Annotated in this window: 5 protein-coding genes and 2 pseudogenes; 6 read left to right on the top strand and 1 reads right to left on the bottom strand. The window is 59.9% G+C overall.

From position 1 onward, the window contains the following. Positions 1-182: 182 nt before the first annotated feature. Positions 183-425 (top strand): annotated as a pseudogene (locus tag OC184_RS19000) (transposase domain-containing protein); the annotation flags it as partial. Positions 426-444: 19 nt separating this feature from the next. Here OC184_RS19000 and OC184_RS18995 read toward each other — a convergent pair. Next, positions 445-615: pseudogene (locus OC184_RS18995) on the bottom strand (transposase); the annotation flags it as partial. Positions 616-816: 201 nt separating this feature from the next. Between OC184_RS18995 and OC184_RS18990 the strand changes: the two are divergent. From OC184_RS18990 to OC184_RS18970, 5 genes are all read left to right on the top strand, one after another. Further along, a complete protein-coding gene (locus OC184_RS18990; RefSeq protein ID WP_265508720.1) occupies positions 817-2,265 on the top strand; it encodes a BAR domain-containing protein in 1,449 nt (482 codons plus the stop codon). Positions 2,266-2,489: 224 nt separating this feature from the next. Further along, entirely contained in the window at positions 2,490-3,125 is a 636-nt protein-coding gene (locus OC184_RS18985; RefSeq protein ID WP_265508719.1) for a hypothetical protein, read from the top strand. Then, complete coding sequence (locus OC184_RS18980; RefSeq protein WP_265508718.1) at positions 3,125-4,393, top strand: YggN family protein; 1,269 nt, start codon at positions 3,125-3,127, stop codon at positions 4,391-4,393. Before OC184_RS18985 ends, OC184_RS18980 begins: the two co-directional genes overlap by 1 nt. Before the next feature lie 124 nt (positions 4,394-4,517). Continuing rightward, positions 4,518-5,522, top strand: a complete 1,005-nt coding sequence (locus OC184_RS18975) for an OmpA family protein (RefSeq protein ID WP_265508717.1) — start codon at positions 4,518-4,520, stop codon at positions 5,520-5,522. A gap of 281 nt (positions 5,523-5,803) precedes the next feature. After that, positions 5,804-6,394 carry a thermonuclease family protein gene (locus tag OC184_RS18970; RefSeq protein WP_265508715.1) on the top strand — a complete coding sequence of 197 codons (591 nt, stop codon included), beginning with the start codon at positions 5,804-5,806 and terminating at the stop codon, positions 6,392-6,394. Positions 6,395-6,789 lie beyond the last annotated feature (395 nt).

The raw sequence follows: 6,789 nt of genomic DNA, 5'->3' as shown, positions 1-6,789 counted from the left end.
GCGCTCACAGCGCAGACGGGATAGTCGCAGGGGCGGCCAGATAACAACGCGAGCTCGCAGCTCATAGTCAAGACGGCCTGCCCGCTTCTTCGCACTCCGACGCCCCTGTCCCGACAAGGCAATCCTACCATGACAGGGCGGGAATTTCCTGCAGTTCGAGAGGCGCCGTCAACAGCATGCCCGATAGCAATGCCGTCGAGCGAACCATCCGTCCCATCGCGCTAAACCGAAAGAACGCCCTCTTCGCCGGCCACGATGCCGGGGCCGAGAACTGGGCCGCCATCGCCTCGCTGATCGAGACCTGCAAGCTCAACGCCGTCGATCCCCACGCCTGGCTGGCCAAAACGCTGAAAGCAATCGTCGACGGTCATCCACAGTGCCAGATCGCTGATCTCCTTCCGTGGAATTATCCCGTCAACGTGTGATCGGCACACCGGTTACCGCTTTCAGCCGATACATCCTGTCGGGTAGCTGCCCGCCATACCGCTTCTTCCAGTTGAAGTAGCTCGCCTGGCTGATCCCCGCCTTCCGGCAGACCTCCGCAACCGGCTTGCCTTCCTCGCCCTGCTTCAGGATGAACGCCTTCTGCGCTTCCGTGAACCTCGATGCCTTTATCATCTTCAGCTCCTCTCCCAGCCAGGGAAGGTTAGCCGAAAACTCCAGTTTCGAACGGTCCAGTTCTCAGGGGAAAGAGCAACCGTCGAGCAGGACCATTATCCTGAATAACAAAACCTCTAAAAATATCTTCAGACTCATATCATCACGGATAGTTGCACGGTATGTGATCAAGCTGTGAGATGACTGGAGATGGTCCCTGTGCTCGACAAGCTGAAGTCAATGTTGCGGTCTGACGACCTGCTTCCAACCCTGACGGTCTTTCCAGAGATCGACCAGGAGAAGATCCGCAAGGAACTAAGGCTCGACGAAGAAGGGCAGCAGCGCGGAACCAAACAGCAGCCTGCTCCTGGAACTACCAGCTTTGACGCGGTCGAGGCGCGGATCATCAACCGGATTAACGACGTCCGCAACAAGGGCCTAGAGAACTACGAGAACAATCGGCAGGTCTACAACGAGCGCCTGTCACGCGCAGGAACGATGCGAAAGGAAGTCGAGATCGTCGCGCAGAATGCCAGTGGCGACTACCTGACGGCGGTCCGCGGCTGGAAGGCTCAGATGACCCCCGTGACAGAGCGCCTGTTCGAGACCTTCCAGCACCGGAAGGGCTTCCGTGAACAGCATGGGCTCAGTCGTCCCGCCAAGCATTTCGAGGGCTGGGGAAGGTTTGCCGCCATTGTCATCATATTTATTGGTGTCGAAACAGCGCTGAATGCCTTTATGTTCTCGCGCGGCAACGAGCAGGGCCTTGCGGGTGGGGGAATGACGGCATTCGTCTTTTCTTTGGTGAACGTTGTCATGAGCCTGCTGCTTGGTATCTGGGCCTGCAACCTGAACCACAGTAAGCTTCTACGTAAATTGGCTGGGCTCTGCAGCTTGGCAGCTTGGATACTGTTGGCTCTGGCGGTGAACCTTACAGTCGCCCACTTTCGCGATTTGATCGACGCGCAGGTAATTTGGTCCGATGCAATCCAAGAGGCTGTGCCAGCCCTTCGTGCGAATCCTTTCGGCCTGACCAGCATGGACAGCTGGTTCCTGTTTGCGCTCGGATCTTTGATCTCCATCTTTGCCTTCATCAAGGGATGGTATGCCTTTGATCCCTTTCCTGGCTACAGCAAGGTCGAAAGAGACCTAGCTAACGCGCGCGCGGATCACGCCGGACATTTCGAGGATGCCATCTCGGAACTCACGGACAAGCGTGATCAGGCAATCGACGAACTGCGCGATGCTGACCAACAAGTCCGGGATGGAATCTCCCAAGCTATTGATGCGCTCTACGGACACTCAACGCTGAACGCACATCTCGAAGGCTTTTTAGATCAGTGCGACACGAAGGTCGCATATCTGCTTGCGGTCTACAGAGACGCCAACATCACAGCGCGCACCGAACCGGCGCCGCCGAGTTTTTCGACCGGCCACACTTTTCCCGGCTTCCGAACAGCCATCACGGCCGACGAGGGCAGGAAGAAGACGGCGGAGGAGGAAGCGCAGAAGATCACGCAAGCCGTGGAGTCCGCCATCAGGCAGATATTCGAAAGCTTCAAATCCGCAGTTGTCGAATTTCAGTTGCCTGAGGAAGTCCAGCGCGGTGTATCACCGTCGGGTCCCTCAGTGCCTTCCATGCGTGCTGGCGCCGGAGAGCCGGTTTGATGTCGCGGGTAAGGAGCAGAGGTAAGGGGCGCAGGTCTTCAACTCGTGGCGCCCGTCGAGGCCGCGGCGGCACGAAAGGCGGCCTGAGCACATCAGTCCTCGTTATTGGCGCCATTGCCGTCATGGTGTCACTTGGAGGCGGGTTCTGGTGGGCAGGACGGCAGACCGCATTGGCGGCCGTCGACGAGAAGACGCTTTGTCCCCTCGCCAGCGGCCCAGTGGCTATGACCTCCATCCTTTTGGACCTGACAGATCCTTTGTCCCCGGCGCAGCACTCCCAGCTAATGGCATGGCTAGAAGAGGAAATTGATGCGGCGACCAGGGGGACGCAATTTACCTTGGGAGTCGTGAGTGAGAACCCAGAGAACTGGGGCGCCACTGAGCCGCTCTGCAAGCCGCAGGATGCCGCGTCAGCAAGCGCATTGACCCAGAACGTCCGGCTGGTCGGTGACCGTTACCGCGAGCGATTCTTGGCGCCACTCAAGGCAAATCTCGAGCAGATGGTCAGCGCATCGGGCGCGAACAGTTCACCGATCATGGAGAGTCTCCAGGCATTGGTTTCGGCAACGCCCGGCTTTGTGACGTATGAGGGGCCGCGTCGGATTGTTCTGGTTACGGACCTTCTCCAACACAGCGATGTCCTAAGCTTCTATCGTGGTGGTGACTGGGAGAGTTTCAGCAACTCCGGCGACTACCAGCGCGTCGGCGCGACCCTCAGCAACGCCCAGGTGCAGATCTACCAACTGCCACGTCCGGCCGAGGGCATCAGAGACATGGATGCTGTCGAAGACTTCTGGCTCCGGTATTTCGAAAGGCAAGGCGCGCAGGCGCCCGGCGTCAAGCGATTGGGAGACCTCTGATGGCCCGGAAAAGCACGAAGCGCATCTACGGGACGACCGGTCACCCCATGCAGGAGGCAGCGCCGTTGGGCATCGCCTTTGTGGTGGGCGTAGTCGGCTGCATAGCATTCAAGTTCTTGCCGCTTCATCCCCTCTTCGGCGCTCTTTTTGCAGGTCTGATTCTCGTGGCCTATGCCCTCTACACCTACAACGCCACATCCCTTCGTCTCGATTCGGAGACGATCGGCGACAATTGCTACTACCTCGGCTTTCTCTTTACCCTGACATCCTTGGCAGTAACCCTTTACTTCGTTGTTGAAGCCCCCTCCGAGCGTCGAGCTGACATGATCCCCGAGATTATTGCGGGCTTTGGAGTGGCGCTTTCCTCTACGATCTTCGGTGTGTTCCTCCGCGTGCTGATGATGCAGTTCAAGATCGACATGGACAGTCGAGAGCGCCACGAGCGTCAGGCCTTGAATGACGCGTCACGCCGGTTCCGGACTGAGCTCGGCATGAGCCTTGACCAGGTCAAGACATTCTCGGTCGAGAGTCTCCAGCAGAACGTCGAGCGGGAGAAGCGCATGCGAGAGGCGTTCGACACGCTGCTTTCAGACATGCAGCAGGAACTCCTGAAGTCGGCACAGGAATTCGGACCGGCGCTGCGGGAGAGTGTGCGCCTACAGACTGAAGCCTCTCTTGATCTAGTCACGAAGGCCGTCAAAGATTCCAGCACCGTAGCTGCAGAGGGCATCCGGAAGGCGGTTGAGGAGATGACTGCAACTGCGACGGAGCTTACCGGACATAATGTCGAAGCGGCCGAACGCATCCGGAAAAGTGTATCCACGATCGTCGCAGCTGCCGAAAGCCTCTCCACCGACGTCGATCGCACCAGCTTAACCCTGGCGCGGGCGCAAGAGGTGGTCAGCGGCTTCACTGCCCGCTTCGAGCAAGAGATCGAAGCAGGCACCAAGTCGATGGCCGGAGCTTTAGAAAATGCAGGCAAGGCCATCGATGGCGGCGCGCACATATTTACTGCGGCAACTGAACGATCTGGCGACGCGATCCAGACGAGCGCGGATCGGATCAAGCAAAGCCTTGATACGAGCGCAGCGAAACTGGGGGAAGCCGGCGATCGGCTTGCTGGTCGGCTGGATGCAGTAGGCTCGACGCTTGGCATCGTCGTCCCGGGACCTGGAGCAAACACGGATCGCAATGAGGATAGAGCGACTCAGGTCGGACCCGCGGAGGCACCTGAAAGCAACTCTTGGAGATGGGGCCGAAGGACTTGAACCGTGATGCGTGTCTCTCAATCATCAGGTCCATGATAGTTAGTCATCAGCTCTTGGCGGGAAGGTTCCAGCAGTGTTGAGGCCTGGCCCTGGATCGAGTCGCGACTACAAGCGGGGCGCCGTCATGGGGCTGACGGTGGCCGAGGCTTTCATCCTCCTGTCCTTCATCCTGCTTCTGCTATTCACTTGGTGGCAGATCGATACTGAGAAGCGAAGTCTGCGCTTGGCCGACAACCTGGGGGAGATGTCCGATGCCGACAAGGCTAGCATCATTGCGGGCTTGAGCGACGGAACCTTCGCGATGGCGCGCGCACTGCGAGCAGCAGGACTCGGAGAGCAGGATCAGGCCGCCATCGAGGATACGGAACGATACAGCCGATTCATGCGGGAGGAGGACCTCAAGCGCCTGATGAGCGGCGTAGTGGAGCTGGAGCCGGGAACCCGGCTGAAGCTCTCCGAAGTCGTTGAGGTTACGCCCGAAGCCCGCTTGCGTGCGACGCTGGACGATCTTCTCGTCCCCAGCAATGCAGCGACACAAGCTAGCGAGCGCTTGGCGCAGGCGGCAGCTGCAGAGGAAGGCCTTGTTGGTATGCTTGAGCGCGAACTCGGCGATAAGATCCGCGCTGCAGGCGGTGAGATTAGGGCCGACGGCACAATCATCCTGCCCCAGAACATTCTGTTCAATGCCGGAGAGGATCGGATCCGAGATCCGGAGCTGCTCCGGCAGTTTTGCGGTCCCTGGGTGCGAACCCTTCAGTCATCTGGTCTGGATATTTCTGATTTGAAGATCGAGGGCCATGCATCCTCAGAAGGGCAGCCTGGTCAGACTTCCGAGGAAGCCTATATCTATAACCTCGGCTTGTCGCAGCGACGCGCGCAAAATGCCTTGCAAGTGTGCCTTGGTGGCCTGAAGAACGGCGATCTGTTGGACTGGGCGCGGGGACGGCTTTCCTCAACAGGATATTCCTCTGCACGCCTTGTTTCCCGGGAGGATGGAAGCGAGAACCGTGAGGCCTCCCGCCGGGTCGAGTTCTCCATGGCCCTAAACCGCGAGCAGTTGCTAGAAGATATTCGGGGGGACCTGAAGGGAGAGACGCCACCGCTCAATCCGAGTGAGCCGCTTAGATAGGCCGGGTGCCCCCACTGGACTGCGTCAGCGGGAGCACCGGGTTAGTTATAAGTGCGTCGTCGGCCGCTGGTCTATCGGGATGACAGCTTCCGGTGCGGGCGGGCGAAACGCAGCATTTGAGCGAAAGAACAAGTGGGCAATTCCCCGCTTTCGAATATGCATGAGGGATGACGTGCTCATCCACCAATTGCCGGCTTTGGGTTTTCGGCCTTGTCTTCGTCCCCGTCAGCCTCATGCCGCTTGCCTCCAGCGCTGAACCTTCTAGCGCTAGTCCCGTTGTCATGGCCGCCTCTGCCGAGGTTATCGACGGCGACAGCCTGCGACTCGAAGGTCTCGCGATCCGCCTCCACGGCATCGACGCGCCCGAGCATGACCAAGTCTGCAGCAACCATGACAGGCGCAACTGGCCCTGCGGTCTGGCCGCTGGCGACTACCTCAGCGACCTCACCCGGGGTCGGGAAGTGATCTGCTGGAAAATGGATATTGATCGCTACGGCAGGACCGTTGCCACCTGCGAAGTCGACGGCGTCGATCTTGGCGAGGCGATGGTGATAGAGGGCCTCGCTTGGGCGTATCTCCGCTACTCGGACGCCTATGCGGCAACTGAGGCCTCGGCGCAGCGGCAAGGGGTAGGCATCTGGGCGGCAGACAATCTGCCAGCCTGGGACTTTCGCTCGTCGCGCCACGCCAGATCACCAGAACGGGAGAGCTGCCGGATCAAGGGCAACATCTCGGGCAGCGGCACGCATATCTACCACCTGCCGGGCACGCGCGACTACGACGCGACCCGCATCAGCGAGGCCAGGGGCGAGCGGTGGTTCTGCTCGGAAGAGGACGCGCGCGCCGCCGGGTGGCGCGCGCCGCGGCACTGATCGCTTCTGCGACGCGATCGCGTTCGGCAGCACGGCCACACGGCCTACCTCAAACCGCCGCGTCAACCAACTGCAGCGCCCCGTCCGGCAGCGGGCGCTGAAGCTCCTCGGCTTGGATGCCCTCCAGCCATGCCTCCCATTCCTCGGCGCGCGTCAGGATCACCGGCATCGCCTTGGGGTGGATGGCACCGACCTCTGCATTCGGCGGGCAGGTGAGGAAAGCAAAGAGATCGTCGGTTGTCTCGCCATCCTTGACCTTGCGGACCGAGGTGAAAACGGCGGTGAGAAACTAGGCCACGGAAGCGGCGGCATGGAGCTGCTGCGGGCGGCGTAAAAGTCGTCCACCCTTTCCCTTTCTGCGGCAGCAGGGAGGGCGCGAGGATTTTCAGCGTGGA

The organism is Paracoccus rhizosphaerae, assembly GCF_026162645.1.
GTDB classification, from domain to species: Bacteria; Pseudomonadota; Alphaproteobacteria; order Rhodobacterales; family Rhodobacteraceae; genus Paracoccus; species Paracoccus rhizosphaerae.
Note: the sequence above shows the minus strand (reverse complement) of the source record. Positions and strands in the feature narration are given on the sequence as shown.